This window comes from Arthrobacter sp. YAF34, from assembly GCF_052113245.1.
In the GTDB taxonomy this organism is placed as follows: domain Bacteria; phylum Actinomycetota; class Actinomycetes; order Actinomycetales; family Micrococcaceae; genus Arthrobacter.
This window is the reverse complement of record NZ_JBFRCV010000004.1, coordinates 100,211-123,025: the sequence shown is the minus strand read 5'-3', so window position 1 is coordinate 123,025 and position 22,815 is coordinate 100,211. Positions and strand designations below refer to the sequence as shown.

At 70.1% G+C, this 22,815-nt stretch carries 20 protein-coding genes; 16 read left to right on the top strand and 4 right to left on the bottom strand.

Annotated features, from left to right (window positions below):
• Positions 1–33 precede the first annotated feature (33 nt).
• The 5 genes from AB4Y72_RS06535 to AB4Y72_RS06515 all read left to right on the top strand — a co-directional run bounded on the left by AB4Y72_RS06535 (position 34) and on the right by AB4Y72_RS06515 (position 2,555).
• The gene (locus AB4Y72_RS06535; RefSeq protein ID WP_441425335.1) at positions 34–480 is read left to right on the top strand and encodes a DoxX family protein; all 447 of its coding nucleotides are present in this window, start codon (positions 34–36) and stop codon (positions 478–480) included.
• Positions 477–1,235: an AzlC family ABC transporter permease gene (locus AB4Y72_RS06530; RefSeq protein WP_441425512.1), complete on the top strand. Its 759-nt coding sequence runs from the start codon at positions 477–479 to the stop codon at positions 1,233–1,235. Before AB4Y72_RS06535 ends, AB4Y72_RS06530 begins: the two co-directional genes overlap by 4 nt.
• A complete protein-coding gene (locus AB4Y72_RS06525; protein ID WP_441425334.1) occupies positions 1,232–1,543 on the top strand; it encodes an AzlD domain-containing protein in 312 nt (103 codons plus the stop codon). Before AB4Y72_RS06530 ends, AB4Y72_RS06525 begins: the two co-directional genes overlap by 4 nt.
• A 92-nt stretch (positions 1,544–1,635) precedes the next feature.
• Positions 1,636–1,827, top strand: coding sequence for a hypothetical protein (locus tag AB4Y72_RS06520; protein ID WP_441425333.1), 192 nt, complete (start codon positions 1,636–1,638; stop codon positions 1,825–1,827).
• A gap of 38 nt (positions 1,828–1,865) precedes the next feature.
• Positions 1,866–2,555, top strand: a complete 690-nt coding sequence (locus AB4Y72_RS06515) for a GAF and ANTAR domain-containing protein (protein WP_441425332.1) — start codon at positions 1,866–1,868, stop codon at positions 2,553–2,555.
• Between the two features lie 40 nt (positions 2,556–2,595).
• Here the strand turns inward: AB4Y72_RS06515 and AB4Y72_RS06510 are convergent, their stop codons facing one another.
• Genes AB4Y72_RS06510 through AB4Y72_RS06500 form a run of 3 tightly spaced genes read right to left on the bottom strand, consistent with a single transcriptional unit; the run spans position 2,596 to position 4,664 of the window.
• The gene (locus AB4Y72_RS06510; RefSeq protein ID WP_441425331.1) at positions 2,596–3,525 is read right to left on the bottom strand and encodes an NADP-dependent oxidoreductase; all 930 of its coding nucleotides are present in this window, start codon (positions 3,523–3,525) and stop codon (positions 2,596–2,598) included.
• A 41-nt stretch (positions 3,526–3,566) separates the two neighbouring features.
• Complete coding sequence (locus AB4Y72_RS06505; protein WP_441425330.1) at positions 3,567–3,983, bottom strand: YkvA family protein; 417 nt, start codon at positions 3,981–3,983, stop codon at positions 3,567–3,569.
• A gap of 48 nt (positions 3,984–4,031) precedes the next feature.
• Entirely contained in the window at positions 4,032–4,664 is a 633-nt protein-coding gene (locus AB4Y72_RS06500) for a TetR/AcrR family transcriptional regulator (protein ID WP_441425329.1), read from the bottom strand.
• A gap of 201 nt (positions 4,665–4,865) precedes the next feature.
• On the opposite strand from AB4Y72_RS06500, the gene AB4Y72_RS06495 reads away from it, so the two are divergent.
• From AB4Y72_RS06495 to ppsA, 8 genes are all read left to right on the top strand, one after another.
• Positions 4,866–5,240 (top strand): thiamine-binding protein, encoded by a 375-nt coding sequence (locus AB4Y72_RS06495; protein WP_441425328.1) that lies wholly within the window; start codon positions 4,866–4,868, stop codon positions 5,238–5,240.
• Between the two features lie 75 nt (positions 5,241–5,315).
• The gene (locus AB4Y72_RS06490) at positions 5,316–5,993 is read left to right on the top strand and encodes an O-methyltransferase (RefSeq protein ID WP_441425327.1); all 678 of its coding nucleotides are present in this window, start codon (positions 5,316–5,318) and stop codon (positions 5,991–5,993) included.
• 157 nt (positions 5,994–6,150) lie between these two features.
• Entirely contained in the window at positions 6,151–7,272 is a 1,122-nt protein-coding gene (locus tag AB4Y72_RS06485) for an acyl-CoA dehydrogenase family protein (RefSeq protein ID WP_441425326.1), read from the top strand.
• A complete protein-coding gene (locus AB4Y72_RS06480) occupies positions 7,266–8,741 on the top strand; it encodes a PIG-L family deacetylase (RefSeq protein WP_441425325.1) in 1,476 nt (491 codons plus the stop codon). Before AB4Y72_RS06485 ends, AB4Y72_RS06480 begins: the two co-directional genes overlap by 7 nt.
• A 5-nt stretch (positions 8,742–8,746) precedes the next feature.
• Positions 8,747–9,538: a glycosyltransferase gene (locus AB4Y72_RS06475; RefSeq protein ID WP_441425511.1), complete on the top strand. Its 792-nt coding sequence runs from the start codon at positions 8,747–8,749 to the stop codon at positions 9,536–9,538.
• Positions 9,539–9,627: 89 nt separating this feature from the next.
• A complete protein-coding gene (locus AB4Y72_RS06470; protein WP_441425324.1) occupies positions 9,628–9,846 on the top strand; it encodes a three-helix bundle dimerization domain-containing protein in 219 nt (72 codons plus the stop codon).
• 152 nt (positions 9,847–9,998) lie between these two features.
• Positions 9,999–12,716, top strand: a complete 2,718-nt coding sequence (locus tag AB4Y72_RS06465; RefSeq protein ID WP_441425323.1) for a cation-translocating P-type ATPase — start codon at positions 9,999–10,001, stop codon at positions 12,714–12,716.
• A 57-nt stretch (positions 12,717–12,773) separates the two neighbouring features.
• Positions 12,774–15,215 (top strand): phosphoenolpyruvate synthase, encoded by a 2,442-nt coding sequence (ppsA, locus tag AB4Y72_RS06460; RefSeq protein WP_441425322.1) that lies wholly within the window; start codon positions 12,774–12,776, stop codon positions 15,213–15,215.
• On the opposite strand, the gene AB4Y72_RS06455 is transcribed toward ppsA, so the two are convergent.
• A complete protein-coding gene (locus tag AB4Y72_RS06455; protein ID WP_441425321.1) occupies positions 15,204–17,183 on the bottom strand; it encodes a heavy metal translocating P-type ATPase in 1,980 nt (659 codons plus the stop codon). The genes ppsA and AB4Y72_RS06455 overlap by 12 nt on opposite strands.
• A 215-nt stretch (positions 17,184–17,398) precedes the next feature.
• On the opposite strand from AB4Y72_RS06455, the gene AB4Y72_RS06450 reads away from it, so the two are divergent.
• The 3 genes from AB4Y72_RS06450 (at position 17,399) to AB4Y72_RS06440 (ending at position 22,809) form a co-directional block, all read left to right on the top strand.
• Positions 17,399–18,490, top strand: coding sequence for an SDR family oxidoreductase (locus AB4Y72_RS06450; RefSeq protein ID WP_441425320.1), 1,092 nt, complete (start codon positions 17,399–17,401; stop codon positions 18,488–18,490).
• Positions 18,491–18,553: 63 nt separating this feature from the next.
• Positions 18,554–19,546, top strand: a complete 993-nt coding sequence (locus AB4Y72_RS06445; protein ID WP_441425319.1) for a polysaccharide deacetylase family protein — start codon at positions 18,554–18,556, stop codon at positions 19,544–19,546.
• 53 nt (positions 19,547–19,599) lie between these two features.
• On the top strand, positions 19,600–22,809 hold the full coding sequence (locus tag AB4Y72_RS06440; RefSeq protein WP_441425318.1) for an HAD family hydrolase: 3,210 nt from the start codon (positions 19,600–19,602) through the stop codon (positions 22,807–22,809).
• Positions 22,810–22,815: the final 6 nt, after the last annotated feature.

The window sequence follows — 22,815 nt, the reverse complement described above, 5'->3', positions numbered from 1 at the left end:
CGGCGGGCGGGGCCGCTGTGGTTGAGTGGTTCCATGCCATTTCGCTGGTCCGGCCGGGACCTCCAGACGCTGTCCGCGGCAGCGATGAGTGCGCTGCTGCTCACCAGCGCCGCCAAGCACTTCCGGGAACCCGAATTCTTCCACCCGGTGGTTCCCGAGATCCTGTGCCGTGACGACTCCGGCCAGCGGCCCAACGGCCCGCTGGCCGTGCTGTCCCGTGAGGAATGGGTGGCAGCGAGCGGGCTGCTGGAAGCCGCCGCCGCCGTCGGGCTCCTGATCCCGGCCGCACGGCCGGCCACCGCCGGCTGCGTCACGGCGATGTTCACCGCGTTCCTCGTCGGCCACGTCGGGGCCTTGCGCACCGCCTACGGGCCCGCGGGCACGCCGCGCCAGCGGACGGTGCACACCCTGCGCCTTCCGCTGCAGGCGCCACTCATCGCGTGGGCCTGGACCCTGACGCGGCGGAACCGGCGCTCGTGAAAATCCTGCAGTCGCCGGCAGTGCGGATCGGGTTGTCGATCAGCATTGCCACCGGTCTGTACGGCGTCTCCTTCGGCGCGTTGGCAGTCACGTCCGGCCTCGATTTCTGGCAGACCATGGCCCTGAGCCTGCTGCTGTTCAGCGGCGGGTCGCAGTTCGCGTTCATCGGCGTGGTGGCCGGAGGCGGGTCCGGAGTGGCCGCGATGAGCGCCGCGACCCTTCTGGGCATGCGCAACGGCATCTACGGCATGCAGATCAACGCCCTGCTTCAGCCGCGCGGGTGGCGCCGGTTCGCCGCCGCCCAGCTGACCATCGACGAATCGACCGCCACCAGCACCGGACAGACAGACCCGGCAGAGCAAAAGCGCGGCTTCTGGACCGCCGGCATCGGCGTCTTCGTCCTCTGGAACCTGTTCACGGCCCTGGGCGCGCTGGCGGGCGGGGCGCTCGGGGATCCCAAACAGTGGGGGCTCGACGGCGCCGCCGTGGCAGCCTTCCTGGGCTTGCTCTGGCCGCGGCTCAAGGGCAGGGAACCCGTGGCCATCGCCGTGGTCTGTGCTCTGGCCACCGTCCTGGCCGTGCCGTTCGTGCCGCCGGGCGTCCCGATCCTCGTCGCCGCCGTCGTCGCGGCCGGCATCGGCTGGTTCAGCCACGGCCGCAGCGACGAGGGCCTCGAACCCGACGTCGACCCCTACGCCGAGGAGCACGCGCAGCACCGCGACCACTCTGGAGAACGCCCCGGGGACCCCGCATGAACCTCTGGGTGTGGCTGCTGCTCTCCTGCCTGCTTGCGTACGCCTGGAAGCTGCTCGGCTACCTGGTGCCGGCCAGCCTGCTCCGCAACCCGCGGATGTCCAGGATTGCCGGGACCATGACGATCGGGCTGCTGGCGTCCCTGACCGTGGTCAACGCGGTGGCGACAGGTCAGTCGCTCGCACTGGACGCGCGGCTGGGCGCCCTGGCCGCTGCGGCCGTCGCCTTGTGGTTCCGCGCCCCGTTCCTGGTGGTGGTGATCGCCGGCGCGGCCGCCGCGGCCGGGCTCCGGCTGCTGGGCTGGAACTGACCCGCCGTCGGCAACAGATAGGCGGTTCCGGCCGTGCCGGGAACGGTCTTTAGTCCCTACTTGCGGCACGGACAGCATGGGAGCATTCGAAGATGAGTGAACATGACGACCCGGAGGCCGAGGTGCCACGCAAGCATCCTCATGCCAAGCCGCACGAGCCGTTTGTTTCCGCAGGAGCCGAATCCACCCGGGAACTGCGCGAGATGGCCCGCCGTCGTCGGGACGCCGAAGAGAAGCTGCAGCAACACCTCCTTGAAGCTAAAGAAAAACCGGTCGAGGACTAATGCCGGGCGCCAGGCTGTCGGAGCACTTGCAGGAGCTGGTGCTTGAAAATGCCAGCATTGACGAGTTTCTGCAGGAACTGTCCGGCGCAATCGCCGAGTTTGGTGCGTCCGTGGCCGGCTGCCGGATGCTGAGTTCGGTCCGCCTCCTCCGCAACCCGAAGCCTGCCGTCACGGCCGGCAGCGATCCCGCGGCGCTGGCGCTGGAGCAGTTGCAGCGCCAGACCGCGGGACCGGCCGTGGTGGCACTGGAGACCGGCCGGGCCGCCTTGCTTGATGGTGGCCAGGTTGAGCCGCGGCTGGACCGCTACCGGCGCACTGCTGCCCGGTGGGGTATCCGGAGCGTCCTGAGCGTCCCGGTGGCCCTGGACGAGGGGGCCGCCGCGGCCCTGACGTATCTGGCCACGGGCCCGGATGCTTTCGACGCCGGAGCGGCCGCAACCTGCGAGGCGTTTGCCGCCACGGCCGGGAAGTCCATGCGGCTGGCCGTGCGCCTCGGATCGGTCCAGGAAATGAACCGGGATCTGCTCCAGGCCATGAATTCCCGGACCAGTATCAACCTTGCGTCCGGGATCCTCATGGCCCAGAGCAGGTGCTCACAGGCCGAGGCCTTTACCCTGCTCAGCAAGGTCTCCAACAACCGCAACGTCAAGCTCCGGCTGGTGGCCGAGGAGATCCTGCGCAGGTTCGATCCCGGGCCCTGCTCGGCCGGCTTCGGCACCCGGGCCTGACGCCGGCAGCAGGAAACAGCGGGGGCGAGCTGCCAGCCGATCAGCCGGCGTCGTCGACTTTCACGATGATCTTCCCCCGGGTGTGGCCCTCCATGTTGAGCCGGAACGCCTCGGCGGCCTGATCCAGCGGGAACGTCCGGGCCACCTCGACCTTGAGTCGGCGCTCGTCCACGAGCCGCGCCAGGCGCTCCAGGTCGGCCCCGACGGGATTCACCCACATCCACGTGCCGCCGTGTTGCTCCACCGCGCTGTCCGCGATGGAGGCATGCCGGCCGCCCTCGGCGAGGACCGCCAGGGTGGTGTCAAGGTTGTCACCCACGAAGTCGGCCACGACGTCGGCGCCGCCGGGAGCCAGCGCGCGGACACGGTCCGCCAGGCCCTCGCCATAGGCGACCGGTTCCGCGCCGAGGGAACGGAGGAAATCATGGTTCTTTTCGGAGGCGGTCGCAATCACGCGGGCGCCGAGCGCCGCCGCGATCTGGATTCCCAACGAGCCCACGCCGCCGGCGCCGCCGTGGATCAGCACGGTGTCTGCGGCCGTGACGCCCAGCCGGGTCAGGACCTGATACGCGGTCAGCCCGGCGAGCGGAAGCCCTGCCGACTCGTCCCAGTCCAGGGATTCCGGTTTCCGGGCCAGGAGCCGCTCCGGCAACGCAATGTACTCGGCGAAACTGCCGCCGTGGACGAAGTCCTTGCGGCCGTAGGAGATGACTTCATCGCCGGGCCGGAACTCCGGGGCGTCGATGCCCACGGACTCCACGACGCCCGCGACGTCCCAGCCTGGAATGGCCGGGAACTGAAGGTCCATCATGGAATCGAGGTAGCCCGCCATGATCTTCCAGTCGACGGGGTTCACGGACGCCGCCTTGACCTTCACCAGGACCATTCCGGGCCCTACTTTCGGCATTGGCTGCTCGGTGAGTTCGAGGACATCCGGATTTCCGTACTGGCTGTAAGTGATCGCTTTCATGACTTACACCAACCGCGGGCCCGCCGGTCGTATTCCAGCTCTCAGGCCGGCGTCCCGAGTCCGGCGAGCCGCAGCATGACCGCCAGGCCCTCCGGGGTGCCCGGCCAGTGCCGCCGGACGGCGTCAGCTCCGGCCCGGGAGATCACCGAGCGCAGCACCAGCGCCACGATCACGACGTCGTCCGCGTAACCGATCACCGGAATGAAGTCCGGAACGAGATCGATCGGGGAGGCCAGGTAGAGGAGCAGGAGTGCCAGGCGGACCCGGACGCCCACCGCCACCGAGCGGTCGGCCAGCAGGCGCCGGATGAGCCGAAGCAGGTCCGGCAACAGCCGCAAGGCGTCCTTCATGGTGACGGTCTCGGGGTGACGCCGGGCATAGGCCCACAGCAGCAGCAACAAGACCGCGTAGACCACCAGCACGCCGCCGATGACCCCGGCAAGAGTTTCCCATCCCATGGCTAGATCCTACGGACCCAACCACGAACGGACCCACCAAGATCGGCACTAGCCAAGCACGGCGTCGAACGCGGTGCCCGGGAACGGAGCCTGGGGCGGCAGGGCCCGGTCCGGGCGCTCCGTCCGGATGGCGTCCTCCACCAGCGCCACGGGACGCCGCCACGCGTCGGAACCCGGCTCCATCGTGTCCACAACGCCGATCAGCATGGCCAGCAGGCGGATCATGTCCGTCATCGAAATATCGCTGCGAAGGGTGCCCTGGCCCTGCCCGCGGCCCAGCAGCACGGCGATGGATTCAATGAGGCCCCCGGTGATCCCGGTCAGCAGCCCGCGCCGTCCTGCGACAGCCCCCAGCAGGTTGGCTTCCTCGCTGGCAACACGCATCGTGGCGTCGATGACCCGAAAGAGCCCGGCGGCGGCGTCGGAATCGGCCAGGGCCTCATCGATGGCCGGATCCACCTGGAGCCGGAGCTGCCGGTTCAAGGCGGCGAGCACGAGTTCTTCCTTGTCCGCGAAGTTCCGGAAGAGCGTGGCCGGGCCCACCCCGGCGGTGGTGGCGATGGTCTGCAGCGGCACTTCGGGGCCGTGCTCGCGGAAGCACTGCCGGGCCGCGGAGATGATCTTGTCCACGTTGCGCGCGGCGTCGGCGCGGAGCGGCCTGCGGTCTACTGCCCGGTTCATTTGCTTAGGGTAGCAACGCGCGGGGCCGGTGGAGCCGTTCCCGCACGGGGAGTTCGTTATGTGACGGGTTCCGGGGCAATTTCGGGGTAATTCGGCGGCCAAATCGGGCGGTCCGATGTCTGGATCCCGTGAAAGACTGATGTGGGACGGCTCCAAAGATTTTCTGCCGCGCTGTCCGGACTGAGTGAAGGGAACCATTACATGCTGGTCGCATTCTCCGTAGCACCCTCCGGTGACCCCGCCAACGGCCAGGCGCCCGGGGACGCGTCGGTCCACGACGCCGTCGCGGCCGCCGTCCGGATTGTCCGCGAATCCGGTCTGCCCAACCGGACGAGTTCGATGTTCACGGAGATCGAGGGCGATTGGGATGAGGTCATGGACGTCGTCAAGCGGGCGACGGAGGCCGTCGGCGCCTATGGATCGAGGGTTTCGCTGGTGCTGAAGGCGGATATCCGGCCCGGATACGCTGGCGAGCTGACGGGCAAGGTGGAGCGCCTCGAAGAGGCCATCGGCAGTCAGGCAACGGGGCCGGGGAGCGGCGGGCACGGACCCGGCGGAACCGCGACCCGGGCTTAAATCCGGCAGGAACCCCGCCGTGATCCGGCTGCGGGGAGGCTACCGCTGGGCTGGCGCGGCTGGGACACTGGGGACATGATCGAGCATCAGTCGGCCCCCGGCTGGGTCGCCGTCGAGAAGTTCCTCTCCGACGTCGTGGTCCGGCCGGACCAGGCACTCCAACGCACCGTGGACACGGCCCTTAAGGCGGGAATGCCGGCTATCGAAGTGGCGCCGAACGCCGGCAAACTCCTGAAACTGTTGGTCCAGCTCTCCGGCGCCCGCCGCGTCCTGGAAATCGGCACGCTGGCGGGCTTCAGCACCATCTGGATGGCCCAAGGGCTGCCCGACGACGGCCGGCTGGTCACCTGCGAATATCTCCCCAGGCACGCCCGCGTCGCGCGCGCGAACATCGACGACGCCGGGCTGGGCCACAAGGTGGACATCAGGGTCGGCGCGGCGCTGGATACCCTGCGCGAGCTGGAAAGTGAGGCGGGACCGCCGTTCGATTTCGTGTTCATCGACGCCGACAAGGAAAACAACTCCCACTATCTGGACTGGGCCATCCGGCTTGGCCGGCCCGGCACCACCATCGTGGTGGACAACGTCGTGTGGGAAGGCGCCGTGCTGGACGCGTCGATGGACACGGTGAACGCACCGGGAATCATCAGCGCGCTCCAGATGATCGGAGGCGACCCGCGGCTGGACGGCACCGTCATGCAAACCGTGGGCTCGAAAGGGTGGGACGGCTTCGCCCTCGCGATCGTCCGCTAGCTAGGGGAGGACCCTCAGCCAGGCAGTCAGGCACTGGGCGCGGGCAGCGGGCGCGGGCGGCCGGCACAAAGTGCTAAGTATGCTTAGATTGCTTGGCGGCGGCCGAGGCGCCGCGGCCCGCCCATCCATCCAGTCCGAAGGAATACAGGCAGTCGAAATGAACGGGAACTCCCCCTCCCACAGCCCCCTCCCTGCCATGATCCGCCCTGTCAGGATCAGCTCCGGGGCAGCAGACTTGGACGCCATCGGCCCCCTGCTTTCCGAGGCGCAGGCCGCCGTCGGCGATGTCCCGGCGTTGTTGGACCTGGCCAAAACGGTGGGGACGACGGCGCCAAAGCCGGGCGAAGGCCGCACCGCTTTCCTGTGGGAGATGCTGGCCTCCGTGACCGCCGTCGACGTGGCCGCCGGACGTGTGCTGGAACCGCACCTGGACGCAGCCGCGATCCTGGGGCAGGCCGCCGGTCTGGCCGCTGGGGAAGGCCGGGACTTCCCGGAGCTTGACGGGATCCGCTTTGACGGTGCTTGGGGGGTGTTCGCCGCCGAGGCCCCCGGGCTCCGGCTTGAGGCAAAAGCCGCCAACGGAGGCTTCCTGCTCCACGGCTCCAAGCCCTGGTGTTCGCTGGCTGCGCAGCTGGACCATGCGGTGCTGACCGCGCAGGTCGAAGGCGGCGGCCGTGCCGCGTTCGCCGTCGACCTCCACGCAGACGGCGTGAGCTTTGCGGACCCGGAGTGGACCAGCCGGGGCCTGCGGGAAATCCGCAGCGGCACGGTGCACTTCGACGCCGTCCCGGCCGTTCCGCTCGGCGGAGCCGGCTGGTACTACCAGCGCCCGGGTTTCGCCTGGGGCGGCATGGGCGTGGCGGCCTGCTGGCTGGGCGGCGCCGTCGCCGTGGCCCGCAGCTTCACCGCATCCCTGCAGAGGTCCGCCGACGGCGGACGGGAACCGGACCAAATTGCCCTGGCCCACGTCGGCGAGATTGACCGCACCCTGGCCGCCCTGACCGGGTACCTCGCGCAGACTGCCGCGCGGATCGATGCCGGCGGCCTTTCCGGCGGCGGCGCATGGCGGGAGGCACTGCGCGTTCGGGGAAGCGTGGCCACGGCCGTGGAACGCATCCAGACGCTCGTGAGCCAGAACCTGGGGCCGGCCCCGCTGGCCTTTGATGAGCGCTACGGCAAACGGATGGCGGACCTTGCACTGTACGTCCGCCAGCACCACGCCATGCGCGACGACGCGCAGCTGGGCTCCCTGACGCTGGCAGGTGACACCCCGTGGTGAGCTTCACCCACAACGACCCCGGAACCAGCGAGGCCGCCTGGGCCGCCAGCGGCGCGGCGGAACTGCCGGAGTTGCCGCTGGATGACGCGGAGCTCGCCGGCAGGGCCTTCGTTGTCCTTGCGGCCCACCCGGACGACGAATCGCTCGGCGCCGGCGGCCTGCTGGCCCGGCTGCACGCCGTCGGCGCCACCGTCCGGGTGCTGTTGTGCACTGCGGGGGAGGCCTCGCACCCCGGCTCCGCAACCACGACGCCGGATCAGCTCGCCGCGGTCCGGCTGCGGGAATTCGGCGACGCCCTGACGCACCTGCGCGGCGGCCGGGAGCGGGCCGGTGACGGTGAATGGGAATGGAGGTTCCTGGGCCTGCCGGACGGCAAACTCGCCGAACACCGGGAGCAGATCCGCAACGCAGTCCTCGAAGCGGCCGCGGGCTGTGGGCGCCCGGCCAGGGAGGTCGTTCTCGTGGCACCGTACCGTTCGGACGGCCACACCGACCACGACGTCCTCGGGTCCGTTGCCGCTGAGCTCAGCACCGCTGCCGGCCAGGCCCTCCTCGAATACCCCATCTGGTACTGGTTGTGGGCCGCACCTGACGCGCCGGCTGGCCCGGTATGGCAGGGCTGGTTCAGGCTGCCGCTGCGCCCCGCCGAGCAACAAGCCAAGGCTACGGCCATGGCCGCGCATGTCTCCCAGGTGCAGCCCCTCTCCGGGCTACCGGGCGATGAGGTGCTCCTGCCTCCGGCCTTCCTGACGCACTTCGAACGGACCTGGGAGACATTCGCCTGGCATCCGGCCAGTGTCCCGTCCCACGGCGACGACGGGGAGCGGCGCCCCTACGCCGCGGAAGACGCTGAGCGCCTCTTCGATGCCGTCCACGCCCGGGACGAGGATCCCTGGCACTACACCTCGAGCTGGTATGAGCACCGCAAGCGGACCCTCACCCTGGCCGCGCTTCCGGCCGGCAGCTACACGGCCGGGCTGGAGATTGGCTGCTCGATCGGGACCCTGAGCGCGGAGCTCGCGCCGCGGTGCGGACGCTTCCTTGCCGTTGACGCCAGCAGCACGGCCGTGGACCGTGCCGCGAGGCGCCTCGCCCACCTGCCCGCCGCGCGAACGCGCCACCTGACCGTCCCGAACGAGTGGCCGGACGGATCCTTCGACCTGATTGTCGTCTCAGAGGTGGGCTACTACCTCTCACCGGCAGAGCTCGCCGGCTTGTTTGACCGGATCGAGGGCGCGCTCATGCCCGGCGGAACCCTCGTCCTGTGCCACTGGCGGCACCCGGTCTCCGGCTGGGAACTCGACGGCGACTCGGTCCATGCTGCGGCCCGGCAGCAGCTGGGCTGGACCGGCGGCGGGATCTACCTGGAACGCGATTTTGTCCTCGAGATCCTTCTTGCGCCGGACCCTGCGCCGGGCCCAGCGCCAGACTCTTCGCCGGACCGCGTCCCCGAGGAACGGGGGCGGTGACCGGGATGGCGGCACTGCCGTTCCCGTTGCCACGTGGGCACCGCGTCGAGCGGGTCGCCGTCGTGATGCCCGCACACAACGAGGAAGAACACCTTGAGTTGGCGCTGCGGGCCTTGCAGGGGTCCGCTGATGCCCTGCGCCGGGCCCGGCCCGACGTCGACGTTCGAGTCACTGTGGTGCTGGATAGCTGCACGGACGGCTCCGCCGCTATCGCGGCGGGCTATGTGGCCGCGGATCCGCGGTTCAGTGCCCTGGAGGTCAGCTTCCGCAGCGCCGGCGCGAGCCGGGCCGCCGGCGTCCAGGCCTCGGGCATCGGCGTGCCCCGGCTGCGGCCGCAGGGGCAGCGCTGGGCGCAGCCGCTTTGGCCCGCCCGGATCTGGCTAGCCAACACCGACGCCGATTCCAGGGTGCCGGAGAACTGGCTGGTCCGTCAGCTTGAATTCGCCGAGGCGGGGGCCGACGCCGTGCTCGGGTCCGTGGAACCGGACCCCGAGGGGATGGACCCCGAACTGCTCCGGCACTGGCGCGAACGCCATCCCTTCCACGAGGACCACCCCCACATTTACGGCGCGAATTTCGGGGTCCGTGCTTCCGCTTACCTGGCCGCCGGAGGGTTCGCCCGGGTCACGTCCGAAGAGGACCGCACACTGGTCCACAACCTCCGGAGCCGGGCCTTCACCGTCACGGCGACGGACAGCGCCCGGGTCATGACCTCCGGCCGCATCCACGCCCGGGCACCGCACGGCTTTGGCACCTACCTCCAAAGCCTGGGCCGGTTGCTGCCGCCTGCCGGCTAACGATCCATTGGCGCTGGACTCATTGAGGCAGAAAGTCCTTGACGCAGGGACTCATTGACGCCCGGACTGGCCCGCTCCACACTGATGAAGTGACCGACGCTGCGAAAGAACCCAGCATTGACCAGGTTGTTGACCGCCTGGCGGCCCGCTTTCCGCACGTTCCGCGGCTGCACGTCGCCTCGATCGTCAGGGAGGAGTTTCGGGCCCTGGAAAGCGGGCGGATCCGGACCTTCATCCCCACCCTGGTTGAACGCGGCGCCCGGGCGCGGATCCAAAGCGAGTTCGGGACGGGCTCCAGCGGCGACTAGCGCAGCATTCTCCAAGAACTGCGCAGCGCCCGGGCCCGGCGCGAGATGACCTTTGGCCCTTACCCGCCGATGCGGCCGGAGGAATGCTCAATCCATGAGGTACCTGGTCAGTGCCGGTGGCCGGCGGCGCCCGTGAGGGGCGGAGCGCAGGCGTGAACCCCGCGGCGGGGCAGGACTCGCTGTCAGCCCTGGCCGGCCTCAGCGCCGACGAAGCCACCCGGCGGCTGAAACAATTCGGCGCCAACAAGCTGCCCGAGCCCCGTCCGGTGCCCGGCTGGCGGAGGCTCCTGGCCGAGTTCACGCACTTCTTCGCGATCATGCTCTGGGTGGCGGCCGTCTTCGCGTTCGTTGCCGGCTTGCCGGAACTGGGCATCGCCGTCGTGGTGGTGATCGTGGTTAACGGGGTGTTCGCCTACATCCAGCAGGAGCGGGCCCAGCACGCCGCCGCCAAGCTCCGCGAACTGCTCCCGGCCATGGTTTCGGTCCGCCGGGACAGCCGCGTGATCAAAGTCCACTCCACCGAACTCGTGCCGGACGACGTCGTGGTGCTGGTAGCCGGCGACCGCATTCCCGCGGACCTCAGACTGGCCGTTGCCGCCAGCTGCGAGGTCGACGAGTCGATGCTCACGGGCGAAAGCGAGGCCGTCAGCAAATCCCCGGGCGATACCGCTTTCGGCGGGACATTCCTGGTCAACGGGCAGGCTGAAGGCGTGGTCTCGGTGACAGGCGGCCAGACCCGCCTCGCGGAGATCGCAGCACTGACGGGCAAAGTCGAAGCCCCGACCAGCCCGCTGGCACTGGAGCTGCAAAGAATCGTCCGCATCATCGCCACCATGGCCCTGGGCATCGGCGCCCTGTTCTTCGTCATCTCCCTCTTTGTCGGCATTTCCTGGCGCGATGCCTTCCTGTTCGCCATCGGGGTGGCCGTTGCGCTGGTCCCCGAGGGCCTGCTGCCGACGGTCACGCTCTCGCTGGCTGTCGGCGCGCAGCGAATGGCCAAGCGCAACGCGCTCGTGCGCAACCTCCAGGCCGTAGAGACCCTCGGCTCCACGACCTTCATTTGCACTGACAAGACCGGCACCCTGACACAGAACCGGATGAACGTCGTCGAGGTCTGGACGCCGGCCGGGCTGCTGACCGTCAACGGTCAGGGCTACGGCCCCGAAGCCGATATTGCCGGCGACGGCGGGGAAGCGGCCCGGCAGCTCAGCGTGGCGGCGCGCGCCGCCTCGGTGGGTCGGGCCGTCCTCCACGAGGGCCGGTGGATTGCGGAGGGGGACCCAATGGAGGCCGCCATTGACGCGCTCGCCGCCCGCCTCGCGGCCGGTCTCCCTGACGGGGGCGGACACGCGGAGCAGCCGACGCCGTCGCACCGGTTCGCGTTCGACCCCCGCAGGCTGCGGGAGTCGGCAATCGTTGGCACCACCCTCTACGTGAAGGGGGCCCCGGAGTCCGTGATCCCGCAGTGCGCTGGCAGCGGCACGGCAACCGGGGCCCGGGTCCCGGTCCCGGACCCGGAACAGGCCCGGGCGCGGGACATGGTCGATGAGATGGCTTCGCATGGCCTGCGCGTGCTCGCCGTCGCCCAGCGCGGCCTGCCGGGGCCGCCGGGCGCCACGTTCAGGTTGGAAGACGCTGAGACCGGACTGACGCTGCTGGGCCTGATGGGCTTGCACGATCCTCCCCGGGCGGAAGTGAAGGTGGCCCTCGCCGCGGCCCGCGACGCCGGAATAAAGGTGGCGATGGTGACCGGCGACCACGCCTTTACCGCCGCCGCGATTGCCCGGGAGACGGGGCTGCTCGGTCCCACGGAGACCGTCCTGCAGGGACCGGACCTGCCCGAGGACGACGCCGTCCTGGCAGAGCTGCTGGACCGCGACGGAGTGGTGGTCAGCCGGGTGACGCCGGAACAAAAACTCCGGGTGGCACGTCTGCTGCAGGGCCGCGGGCATGTCCTGGCCATGACCGGCGACGGCGTCAACGACGGGCCGGCCCTGCAGCAGGCCGACATCGGGGTCGCGATGGGACTGAGCGGGACCGACGTCGCCCGTGAGGCCGCCGACCTCGTGCTGCTGGACGATGACTTCGCCACGATTATCGCCGCGGTGGAGCAGGGCCGCGCCACCTATGCGAACATCCGGCGCTTCCTGACATACCACCTGACAGACAACGTCGCCGAGCTCACCCCCTTTGTCATCTGGGCCTTGTCCGGCGGAAGCTTCCCCCTGGCACTGGGCGTGCTGCAAATCCTGGCCCTGGACATCGGCACCGACCTGCTGCCCGCCCTGGCCCTGGGCAGCGAGGCGCCCAGCAAGGGGACGCTGAAACGGCCGCCCGAACGCCGGCACCTGATGGACCGCGCCCTCATGTTCCGGGTGTTTGGGCTCCTGGGGCCGGTGGAGGCGGTGATGGAGATGACGGCGTACACGGTGGTGCTGCTCGGCGCGGGATGGCGGCTCGGCGCGGAACTGCCGCCCGCCGACGTGCTCATGGCGGCGTCCGGCGCGGCCTTCACCACGGTTGTCCTGGCCCAACTGGCGAACGCCTTCGCCTGCCGCAGCGCTACCGTCCCGCCCTGGCGGTTGGGCTGGTTCACCAACAGGCTGTTGCTGTGGGCTGTGCTGGCAGAGCTGGGGCTGCTGTGCGTGTTCCTGTTCCTCGGGCCGTTGGCGACGCTGCTGGGCCAGGCCCCTCCGACGCCGGGAGGGCTGGCGGTGGCGCTGGCTGCGATCCCCGTCGTCCTGGTCGCCGACTGGCTGTACAAGATCGTCCGTCACCGCCGGGCGGGGTCCGCCGACGGCGCCGGACCCCGCGGCGGCGCCGGGCCCCGCGGCACCGGAACCGGCGGCACGCGGGTCCAAAGCCCCTGACCCCGGGCGCCCGTCCCACGCAGGATGGGTCCATCGACAACGCACAGGAGTGCTGACATGGCTGAATCGCCCGTGATGTGGTTTGACGAGATCGGCATGGCGGACGTCCCGCGGGTGGGCGGCAAGAACGCCTCCCTCGGCGAGCTCATCCGGACCCTCCAAAGCCGGGGGGTACGCGTCCCCGACGGGTTCGCCACCACGGCCGCTGCCTACCGCACGTTCATCGCGGCCAACGGGATCGACGCCGCCATGCGGGCGCGCATCGCTGCCTACCGGTCCGGGGACGCCACTCTGCGTGCCACCGGCGAGGCCGTCCGGGAGATGTTTCTGGCCAGCGAGTTCCCCGACGACATTGCCGCATCCATCCGTGCCCATTACCGGAGCCTGGGGGAGCGGGCCGGGCTGGACCGGCTCTCCGTCGCCGTGCGCAGCAGCGCGACCGCGGAGGACCTGCCGGATGCGAGCTTCGCCGGGCAGCAGGAGACCTTCCTGAACGTCACGGGAGAGCGGGAACTGCTGGACGCCTGCCGCCGCTGCTACGCCTCCCTTTTTACGGACCGGGCCATCAGCTACCGTGAGGTCAAAGGCTTCGACCACATGGACGTCGCCCTCTCGATCGGCATTCAGCGGATGGTGCGCTCCGACGTCGGGGCCTCCGGGGTGATGTTCTCGATCGACACCGATTCGGGCTTTCCCCGGGCCGCCGTCATCAGTGCGGCCTGGGGCCTCGGCGAAACCGTGGTCCAGGGCACCATCAACCCGGATAAGTACCTGGTCTTCAAGCCGCTCCTCACGGACTCCGCGGCAGCGGAAGGCATCACGCCGATCATCGAAAAATCCCTCGGCTCCAAGGCCCGGAAAATGGTCTACGCCCGCGGCGGCAGCGCCCGCACCCGGATGGTGGACACCTCGGCGGCCGAGCGCCGGGATTTCGTGCTGGGCGACGCCGAGATTCTCGCCCTCGCCCGCTGGGCCGTCACGGTCGAAAACCACTACGGCCGGCCGATGGACATGGAGTGGGCCCGCGACGGGGAGACCGGGGAACTCTTCATGGTCCAGGCCCGGCCCGAGACGGTCCAGTCGCGCCGGACCGGGCCGCACTTCACCATCCACCACCTGCTGGAACAGGGGACGGTGCTGGCCGCCGGATCGGCCATCGGCGACTCGATCGCGCACGGCACGGCCTGCGTCATCCGGACTGCGGCGGACATCGCCAAGTTCCGCGACGGCGCCATCCTCGTGACCGAAATGACCGACCCCGACTGGGTGCCCATCATGAAACGGGCGGCCGGGATCGTCACGGACCACGGCGGCCCCACGAGCCACGCGGCGATCGTCAGCCGCGAGCTGGGCGTGCCCGCCGTCGTCGGAACCGGCAACGCGACGGCCGTCCTGGCCGAGGGCCGGGCCGTGACCATCTCCTGCGCCGAGGGCGATCTGGGCCGCGTCTACGACGGCACCCTGGCGTTCGAAACGGAAGACGTGGATCTCGGCGCGCTGCCCGAAACGCGCACCGCCGTCATGGTCAACATCGCCAGCCCGGCCGCGGCATTCCAGTGGTGGCGGCTGCCGGCCGACGGCGTCGGGCTCGCCCGGATGGAGTTCATCATCAGCAGCCTGATCCGGGTGCATCCCATGGCGCTGGTCCATCCCGAACGGGTCTCGGACCCCGCCGAGGCACGGCAGATCCGGGAACTGGCGCAGGCCTATGCGGACCCGGCCGAGTACTTCGTGGATGCCCTGTCGCTGGGCATCGCCAAGATTGCCGCACCGTACTATCCCCGCCCCGTGATTGTCCGGCTCAGCGACTTCAAGACCAACGAATACGCCCACCTGCTCGGCGGGGCCGCTTTCGAGGAGCCGGAAGAGAACCCCATGCTTGGCTTCCGCGGCGCTTCGAGGTACTACGATGCCCGCTACCGGGAGGGCTTCGCGCTCGAATGCGCCGCGCTCAAGCGGGTCCGCGAGAAGCTCGGGTTCGCCAACGTGATCGTCATGGTGCCGTTTTGCCGCACGCCGCAGGAGGCGGACAAGGTCCTTGCCGTGATGGCCGAGCACGGCCTGGTCCGCGGCAGCAACGGGCTGCAGGTCTACATGATGTGCGAAATCCCGTCCAACGTGGTCCTGGCCGAGAAGTTCGCCACGCGTTTCGACGGGTTCTCGATCGGCTCCAACGACCTCACGCAGCTGGTCCTGGGCGTGGACCGCGATTCCGGCCAGCTCGCGGCGCTATTCGATGAGCGGGACGAGGCCGTGATGACCATGATCAGCGAGGCCATCCGGAAGGCCCACGCCGCCGGCATCAAGATCGGCATCTGCGGCCAGGGCCCCAGCAACCACCCGGAATTCGCCGCGTTCCTGGTGCGGGAAGGGATCGATTCGATCTCGCTGAACCCGGACAGCTACCTCAAGACCGTGCCGCGGATCGCGGAGGCGGAAATGGCGTCAGCCAGAACAGAGTCAGCCCCGGCGCCAGCCGGAACAGAGTCAGCCCCGTAGCGGGGCACGCCGCGCGCCTTCCTCCCGCCGCACCGGGCTGCCCGCGCTGCGGCGGCCGGGTCCGAGGGAGCGCAGGGCGTTGAGGATCGTGGCGAGGTCCACCAGTTCCTGGGTCAGGGCGCCGACGATGGCCGGCACGTAGCCCGCGGCCGCGGCCAGCATGAGGGCCACGCTCAGTCCGATGCCGATCCAGATGCTCTGCAGGGCCACCTGCACGGTGCGTTGTCCGATCCGGACGGCCGACGCCACCTTGGAGAGGTCATCGATGATGATCACGACGTCGGCGGACTCGCCGGCCGCCGTCGAGCCGCGGGCGCCCATGGCGATTCCGACGTCGGCCACGGCAAGGACGGGGGCATCGTTGACGCCGTCGCCGACCATCATGACCGGACGGTCCGGCAGGGTTTTCACGGCCTCGACCTTGTCCGGCGGCAGGCACTCGGCGCGGACGTCGGTGAGGCCCGCCTCGTCCGCGATGTGCCGGGCGGTGGCCAGCGCGTCGCCGGTCAGCATGACTGTCCGTCCCACGCCCAGGGCCTTGAGTTCGCCGAGGGTGCGGCGGGTCTCCTTGCGGATGGGATCGCTCATCACCAGGGCGCCGGCAAACTTGCCGCCGGCCCCGACGTAAATGGCGAGCTCGCCGCTGGCCAGCTCCGCCTCAGCTACGCCGGACGCCCATTCCGCAACGAACGCGGGCTTGCCCACCACCACGTCCTGGCCGTCGAACCAGGCCCGCACCCCGTGGGTGGCGAATTCGGTGGCCTCGGTGGCGGACGCGAAGGACAGGCCCCGGGACCGGGCGGCGTCCATCACCGAAGCGGCCAGCACGTGCGAGGAATACTGTTCAGCGGACGCCGCCAGCTCCAGGACCTCATCTTCCGAGAGGGTCCCGGCAGTGCGGATGGCCACCAGGGCCGGGCGGCCGTAGGTCAGGGTTCCCGTCTTGTCGAAGGCGACCGTCTTGATCCGGCTCAGCTGTTCGAGCACTCCGGCGTACTTGACGATGACGCCGGAGCGGGCGGCGCGGCTCATCCCGCCCAGGAAGGCCACGGGGGCGGCGATCAGCAGGGGGCACGGCGTGGCCACCACCAGGACCTCGGCGAAGCGTTCCGGGCTGCCGCTGATGATCCAGCCCGCGGCGCCGAGCACGTAGGCGAGGGCCGTGAACGGCACGGCGTAGCGGTCCGCCAGCCGGACCATGGGCGCCTTGCTCTCCGCCGCCTCCTTCACGAGGGCGACGATCCGGCTGTACTGCGAATCCTCCATGCGTGCCGTGACCCGCATCCGGACCGCCGCCTCACCGTTCAATGACCCGCTCATGAGGCCTTCCCCGGCGGAGCGCTCCACCGGCAGGCTTTCCCCGGTGAGCGAGGATTCATCGAAGGATCCGGACTCGGAGAGCAGGATGCCGTCCAGCGGCACCACCTCGCCGGGCCTGACCAGCAGGATGTCGCCGATTTCGACGTCGGTGGCCGCCACGTCCTCCTGCTGGCCGTCTGTGCGGGTTCCGTTGGTATTGATTCCGGCGGCGGGGGAACCGCCTGTGTCGGTTCCGGCTGTGTCTGTTCCGCCTGTGTCGATTCCGGCGGCGGCGGGGCCGTTGCGCTCCCGGTGGGCCGTTTGCGGCACCCGCTCCAGCAGGGCCGTCAGCTCGCCCTTGGCCCGGCCAGCAGCGTAGTCCTCCAGGGCCGTGCCGCCGGCGAGCATGAGCACGATGATCATCGAGGCGACGTACTCACCCACGAGCACGGTGCTGACGATGGCCGTGACGGCGAGGATGTCGATGCCCCACTGTCCGCCAGCGAGCCGGCGCACCATTCCGACGGCGAGGTAGGCCGCCACGGCCAGGGCATAGACGCTCGCAGCGGCCCGGGCTATGCCTTCCTGCCCGGCGAACAGCAAGACCAGCACCGCCAGCAGGACAAGGAGGGTCCCGGCCACGAGCGGATACCGGAGCACGAATTTCACGGATGTTCCGCCTTAGCTTCGTATCAGGTTTGGCGTCTCCCTGAATCCTACTGCGCGGCCACGGCCGGCTTGCCGCGACGGCCTCGCGGACCGTCCCCGAACCTCGGCATGAGAGGCTGGAGGAGCACCCGTCCCGACCAAGCGGGCCGGCGCGCAGGAGCCCAATAATTGTAGCGGGCCCGCGGCGCAGTACAAGCGATGCCAGGAGGAATGACGTGCGAAGCAGTTCCAACACCGTCGACACACGGAGGGCTCTCGTGGTGGGAGCAAGCGGAATTGCCGGATCCGCCCTGGTGGGCCGGCTCGCCGAGGAGGGGTGGGACGTGGTGGGGCTCTCCCGCAATCCCCTCCGCCGCCGCGACGTACGCCATGTGAGCGCGGACCTGACGTCCGAGGAGGACCTCCGCGGGGCCCTGGCGGGTGTTTCACCCACCCACGTGTTCTACACCGCCTGGTCCAGGAGAAATACCGAACAAGAGAACATCGACACCAACGCGGGCATGCTGCGGAACGTCCTCGCCAGCCTCAGCGGCAAGCCCGTCAAGCACGTCGCCCTCATGACCGGGCTGAAGCACTATCTGGGCCCGTTCGAAGCGTACGCGGCCGGGGAAATGCCGGACACCCCCTTCCGGGAGAGCGAGCCCAGGCTGCCGACGCCGAACTTCTACTACGCCCAGGAAGACGAGTTGTGGGCGGCGGCCGCGAGGCAGGGCTTTGGCTGGTCCGTGCACCGGGCCCACACGGTGATCGGGCATGCAGTCGGGAACGCCATGAACATGGGACTCACCCTCGCCGTTCAGGCATCCATCTGCAAGGAACTGGGCCAACCGTTCATCTTCCCGGGCTCCGAGACGCAGTGGAACAGCCTCACGGACATGACCGACAGCGGGCTGCTGGCGGACCACATGATCTGGGCGGCCACAGCGGACAACGCTGGCGACGAGGCCTACAACATCGTCAACGGCGACGTCTTCCGCTGGCGGCGCATGTGGCCCGCGCTGGCCGATTATTTCGGTGTCGAGCCGGTGGGCTACGCCAACGAACCCCGCCCCCTGGAGCAGCAGATGCGCGGCATGGAAGGCGTGTGGGCGGACATCGCCGCCCGCCATGGGCTGGCCGAGCCCGATGTGGCACGGGTGGCATCATGGTGGCACACGGACGGCGACCTGGGCCGGAACCTCGAGGTGGTCACGGACATGAGCAAGAGCAGGCTCGCCGGTTTCACCGGGTACCGCCGCACGGAAGACTCCTTCCTGCAGCTGTTCGACCGGTACCGGGCGGACGGCCTGATTCCGGCGGCCTCCTAGACTGCGGCACGGGCGGGGCCTTTGAGCCCTAGCCTGCCGTGGCGCGCGGTGCCAAGGTGAAGCATGGGGTCCATGACCGCGGGCCGGCGCCGCCGGCTGTTGGTAATCGCGGCCATGGTGGTTGCGCTGCTGCTGGCCGGCTGGGCCGCGGTCGTGCTGCTTCAGGGGGCGCCGACGGCGTCACCGCCCCCATCCGCGCCCGTCACCGCACCGGCATCCGGACCCGCCAGCGCAAGTTCCTCCGGGACCGCGCCCCTTCCTTCCCCGTCCCCCGAACCGGCCTCGGCATCGCCGGCCCCGGACACCAGCGTGCCAGTTCCGGCCGAGCCGGTTCCCGTCCCGCCGCCGGCACCGCCGGCCCGGGCACCGACGGTCCCCGCGCCGACGGCTCCCGCTCCGGTACCGCCCGCGGCGCGGTTCCCCGCCGCGCTCGCGGGCCACGACGTCGAGACCATCCCGGGCGCCGGGGCCGTAGTGGCCCTGACCTTCGACGCCGGCGCCAACGCTGCCGGACTGCCCAGCATCCTGCAGAGTCTCGACGCCGCGGGTGTGCGGGCCACGTTCTTCCTCACCGGCAGCTGGGCCGCCGCGAACCCCGGAGGCGTGGCGGCGATCGTCGCCGGCGGGCACCGGGTGGGCAACCATTCCATGACGCATCCGGCCTTCACCGGGCTGCCCGACGCCGGCATCAAGGACCAGGTCCGATCGGCCGAACAGGCCATCCGGGCGGCCGGGGCGGACCCGCGGCCGCTCTTCCGGTTTCCCTTCGGCGACCGCGATGCCAGGACCATCGCCACCGTCAACAACCTTGGCTACCTTCCGGTGCGCTGGAGCGTCGACACCCTGGGCTGGAAAGGCACCAGCGGCGGAGTGACGGCGCAGATCGTGGCGGACCGCGTCCTGGCGGGCCTGCAGCCGGGGGAAATTGTCCTGATGCACATCGGTTCCAACCCCGACGACGGCACCACCCTGGACGCCGCTGCCCTGCCCCAGCTGATCAGCCGCATCCGCCGGGCCGGCTACGGCTTCACCACCCTCGACGCACTCCTGGGCTAAGAGCGGGCCGAACGCCACTGTCGCGGCGCACCGATCGCTGATAGGACAGGGCCATGACGGAGTCGCCCACAGTTGCAGCCGCGCTGGCTCCCGTCGATGCCGTGATCTTTGACCTCGACGGCGTCGTGACCGACACCGGAGAGCTCCGCGCGGCAGCCTGGAAACAACTCTTTGACGACGTCATGATCGACCCCCGGCTTCCCGCCGCCGCGCGGCGCGCGCCGTTCGCGGACGATGACTTCGCACGCTGGATCGAGGGCCGGACCTGGGAGGACGGCGTGGCCGTATTCCTGGCCTCGCGCGGCGTTTCCATTCCCCGCGGCTCGCCCGCGGACGGCCCGGCCGAATGGACGACGTTCGGACTCGCGCAGCGCCAGAACGGAATTTTCGAAGCCATGCTCGCGGGCCGGCCCGTGCCCGTTTTCCCCGGCACCGTGGCGCTGCTCGAGCGGCTCCGGGCCGGCCGGATCCCCGTGGTCCTCGCCACGTCCAGCCGGAACGCCGCCGCGATCGTAGCCGCCGCGGGCCTTGGCGAGATCTTTGACCACATCGTGGATGGCCAGACGGCCCTGGACCATGATGTCGCCGGAATGCCGGCGCCGGCTTTGGTCCTCGAAGCCGTGCGCCGGCTGGAGATCACCCCCGCCCGGGCCATGGTGATCGCCGACGCCGCAGCCGGCGTGGAAGCCGGGCGGCGCGGAGGGTTCGGGCTCGTGGTCGGCCTCGACCGGGCCGGGGAGCGGCGGGCGGCGCTGGAAGCCGCGGGCGCCGACGTCGTGGTTGAAGACGTCAGCGAACTGGACATCGGGCTGGTCATCACCCACCCGTGGCTGCTGGTCTACGAAGGATTCGACCCCGCCCATGAAGGCCACCGGGAGGCGCTGACCACCCTCGGCAACGGCTACCTGGCCACCCGCGGCGCCGCCCCCGAGCACCGCGCGGGGGAAATCCACTATCCCGGCAGTTACCTGGCGGGCGTTTACAACAGCCTCGCGAGCACCGTCCAAGGCGAGGAGACGGTGGACGAGCACATGGTCAACGTTCCGGACTGGCTCCCGCTGGATGTCAGGATAGGCGACGGCCCCTGGTGGTCCGACGGCGGGCTGACCCTCCGCAGCGAACGCCGCACGCTGGACCTCAAGCGCGCCCTGCTGAACCGGGACGCGCTCCTGGAAGACGACACCGGGCGGCAGCTCCGGGTACTCCAGCGCCGGATCGTGTCCATGGCCGAGCCGCACCTGGCCGCGCTGGAAACCACACTGACCGCCGTGGGGTGGAGCGGGACCCTCAGCGTCCGCAGCGGCTGCGACACCGGCGTCACCAACTCCAACGTGCCCGAGGACGCCCAGCTGGCCAACCGCCACCTGACCGCGGTGACGGTGTCCTCCTCGGAGGCCGGCCCGGACGCCGCGGAACTGACGGTCCAAGCCCGGACGAGCGGGAGCCGGATCGGGATCGCACTGGCGCTGCGGACCCGGATTTCCGGGGGCGTGCCGCCGCAGCCGGGGTCCGGGGCCGGCTGGACTCCCGCCGGGCTTCCCGAGCCGGCCGGGGGCATGCACGGCCACCGCTTCGACCTGCCGGTCACGGACGCCGTGCCCGTCACGGTGACCAAGACGGTGGCCGTCGCCACGTCTCGGGACCACGCCATCGCCTCCCCGGTCTCGGCGGCACTCGCCGTGCTGGCGCGCGCACCCCAGGGCTTCGACGCGCTGCTGGCGGACCATGAGGCGGCGTGGAGCCTCCTGCTGGCGCCGTTCATCATCGAATCCGACGCACCGTCCCAGGCCCAGCTCATCCTGAACCTCCACGTCTTCCACCTGCTGCAGACCCTCACCACCCACACGGCCGAGCTCGACGCCGGGGTCCCGGCCCGCGGTCTCCACGGCGAAGGCTACCGGGGACACGTTTTCTGGGATGAACTGTTCGTGCTGCCGGTCCTGAACTCCCGGCTGCCCGCGGTGGCCCGCGAGCTGATCGACTACCGCTGGCGCCGGCTGGGGACGGCGCGGGACGCGGCCCGGAAGGCCGGACTGAGCGGCGCTCTCTTTCCCTGGCAGAGCGGCAGCGACGGCACCGAGCAGACACCCAAGTTCCTGTTCAACAAGCTCTCCGGGCACTGGGTGCCGGATTACTCGCACCTGCAGCGGCATGTCGGCCTGGCGGTCGCCTACAACGCCTGGCAGTACTTCGAAGCGACCCAGGACCGGGGCTGGCTGACGCGGCACGGTGCCGAAATCGTGGTGGACGTCGCCAGGCTGTTCGCCTCCCTGGCCGTGCACGACTCCGCGGAGGACCGGTTCCACATCAGGGGCGTCATGGGGCCCGATGAGTATCACACCGGCTATCCGGGTAACCCCGGCGGCGGCCTGGACGACAATGCCTACACCAACATCATGGCCGCCTGGGTGTTCGACCAGGCCGTCTGGATCATGCATTCCGTGCAGGGGTTCGACATGGAGGAGCTGCGGTCCCGTTTGGGCATCACGGGAGCGGAAATCGATGACTGGGCGCACCTGAGCCGGCGCATGTTCGTGCCCTTCCACGACGGCGGCATCATCAGCCAGTTTGACGGTTACGGCGCACTCCGGGAGCTTGACTGGAAGCACTACCGCCGCGCCTACCGGAACATTGAGCGGCTCGACCTGATCCTCGAAGCCGAAGGGGACAGCGCCAACCACTACCGGCTGGCCAAACAGGCGGACGTCCTGATGCTTCTGTATGTCCTGGGCGAGGAGCAGCTCCTCGGGTTCCTGCGCCGGATGGGCTACGACGTCGAGTCAGCGCAAATTGCGGCCACCGTGGACTTCTACCTGGCCCGCACCGCGCACGGCTCCACCCTGAGCCGGGTCACCCACGCCTCCGTGCTGGCGCAGCACGATCCGGAGCGGGCGTGGGCGACCTTCCGGGAAGCCCTGGACACGGACCTGGACGATACCCAGGGCGGCACCACGCGCGCAGGCATCCACCTGGGCGCCATGGCGGGGTCGATCGACGTGGTTCAGCGCAGCTTCGCCGGGCTCCGGGTGACCCGCGACGCCTTGGACTTCACTCCGCGGCTGCCGGCCGAGCTGTCCCGGGTGGAATTCCAGGTCCGCTACCGCGACCAGATGCTGGCCGTGCACCTCGGGAGGGACCGGCTGCGGGTCGCCGCGGCGCCCGGGGACGCCCCGCCGGTGCTGGTGCGGGTCGGCGCGGAGAAAGTGCTGCTCCGGGCGGGCCAGGAGCACGAGTTCCTCCGCGGCGGCGGCCCGCCCAACTAGCTCGCA

Excerpts from the sequence above, each read along its gene's own strand:
- AB4Y72_RS06535 (WP_441425335.1), top strand. The coding sequence starts at position 34 with ATGCCATTTCGCTGGTCCGGCCGGGACCTCCAGACGCTGTCCGCGGCA.
- AB4Y72_RS06525 (WP_441425334.1), top strand. The coding sequence starts at position 1,232 with ATGAACCTCTGGGTGTGGCTGCTGCTCTCCTGCCTGCTTGCGTACGCC.
- AB4Y72_RS06520 (WP_441425333.1), top strand. The coding sequence starts at position 1,636 with ATGAGTGAACATGACGACCCGGAGGCCGAGGTGCCACGCAAGCATCCT.
- AB4Y72_RS06510 (WP_441425331.1), bottom strand. The coding sequence starts at position 3,525 with ATGAAAGCGATCACTTACAGCCAGTACGGAAATCCGGATGTCCTCGAA.
- AB4Y72_RS06505 (WP_441425330.1), bottom strand. The coding sequence starts at position 3,983 with ATGGGATGGGAAACTCTTGCCGGGGTCATCGGCGGCGTGCTGGTGGTC.
- AB4Y72_RS06500 (WP_441425329.1), bottom strand. The coding sequence starts at position 4,664 with ATGAACCGGGCAGTAGACCGCAGGCCGCTCCGCGCCGACGCCGCGCGC.
- AB4Y72_RS06495 (WP_441425328.1), top strand. The coding sequence starts at position 4,866 with ATGCTGGTCGCATTCTCCGTAGCACCCTCCGGTGACCCCGCCAACGGC.
- AB4Y72_RS06490 (WP_441425327.1), top strand. The coding sequence starts at position 5,316 with ATGATCGAGCATCAGTCGGCCCCCGGCTGGGTCGCCGTCGAGAAGTTC.
- AB4Y72_RS06485 (WP_441425326.1), top strand. The coding sequence starts at position 6,151 with ATGAACGGGAACTCCCCCTCCCACAGCCCCCTCCCTGCCATGATCCGC.
- AB4Y72_RS06475 (WP_441425511.1), top strand. The coding sequence starts at position 8,747 with ATGGCGGCACTGCCGTTCCCGTTGCCACGTGGGCACCGCGTCGAGCGG.
- ppsA (WP_441425322.1), top strand. The coding sequence starts at position 12,774 with ATGGCTGAATCGCCCGTGATGTGGTTTGACGAGATCGGCATGGCGGAC.
- AB4Y72_RS06445 (WP_441425319.1), top strand. The coding sequence starts at position 18,554 with ATGGGGTCCATGACCGCGGGCCGGCGCCGCCGGCTGTTGGTAATCGCG.
- AB4Y72_RS06440 (WP_441425318.1), top strand. The coding sequence starts at position 19,600 with ATGACGGAGTCGCCCACAGTTGCAGCCGCGCTGGCTCCCGTCGATGCC.